The following is a 1,050-nucleotide window of genomic DNA, read 5'->3' as shown; positions in this document are numbered from 1 at the left end:
CCCCGCGGCCACGTCGTCGGCGACCAGCCGCTCCGGGCCCATCGCCACGCCGAGGCCGTCGAGGGCGGCCTGCAGCGTCAAGTAGAAATGTTCCAGCGTCACTGAGCGCTGCGGGCGCAGGTTCGGCACGCCCGCGGCCTGCAGCCAGTGCGGCCAGACCTCGGGCAGCGTCGCCGCATGCAGCAGCGTATGCCGCGCCAGGTCCGCCGGCACCCGAAGCGGCAGGCGTCGCAGCAGCGCCGGGCTGCAGACCGGGATGCGCCGCTCGGGCAGGAAGGCGACCGCGGCGTGATCCGGATACGCGTCCGGGCCGCCGCGGATCGCGACGTCGAACGGTTCGGCGAGGTGGGCGAGCGGCACGTTCGAGGTTGTCAGCCGCACCTCGATCGCAGGGTTGGCCCGCTGGAAGGCCGAGAGGCGCGGGATCAGCCAGCGCAGGGTGAAGGTCGCGAGCGCGTTCACGTGCAACACCCGCGTTCGTCCGCGCTCGATCTGCCGAGCGCTGGCGAGGGCCACGCGGTCGAGGGCGGCACCGATCTCGGCGAGGTAGGCGCGCCCGACCTCGGTGAGCACCACGCGGCGGTTGTGGCGCTCGAACAGCGGCGCCCCGAGCCAAGCCCCGAGCCAAGCCTCGAGCGCCTGCACGTGCCGGCTCACCGCACCGTGGGTCACGCGGAGCTCGGCCGCGGCAAGGGTGAAGCTCTGGTGCCGGCCGGCAGCTTCGAAGGCCTTCAACGCATTCAGCGGCGGCAACCGGCGACGCATGCGTGTCAGCTTTCCTCACACGTGCGTCAGCATAAGGCGTTTGTCGGGGGACCGCGAGGACGGCATCGTGCCGGCCATGAACGCCGACAGCCGAACCTCGCCCGCCGAAAGCCTTGCTCCTCCAAGCCTCGCCGACTCAAGCCTCGCCGACTCAAGCCTCGCCGACTCAAGCCTCGCCGCCCCGCCCGCCGGCTCGGCCTGCGTACGGTGCTGGTTCTGGGCACGTTCGTCGGCGCGGCGGGCTACGCGCTCGCCGGCGCCTCGGGCGGCCTCGTCGTCCTGTGC

2 protein-coding genes are annotated in these 1,050 nt (G+C 72.9%); both read right to left on the bottom strand.

Going from position 1 to position 1,050, the window contains the following annotated elements:
* The coding region (locus tag FV222_RS27150; protein ID WP_147816232.1) for a LysR substrate-binding domain-containing protein at window positions 1-765 on the bottom strand (765 nt) is incomplete at its 3' end.
* Between the two features lie 15 nt (window positions 766-780).
* The coding region (locus FV222_RS30270) for a hypothetical protein (protein ID WP_210248520.1) at window positions 781-1,050 on the bottom strand (270 nt) is incomplete at its 5' end.

Origin of the sequence: Methylobacterium sp. WL103 (assembly GCF_008039885.1) — a bacterium.
Taxonomy (GTDB): Bacteria; Pseudomonadota; Alphaproteobacteria; order Rhizobiales; family Beijerinckiaceae; genus Methylobacterium; species Methylobacterium cerastii.
This window is presented reverse-complemented; position numbering and strand designations above follow the sequence as displayed.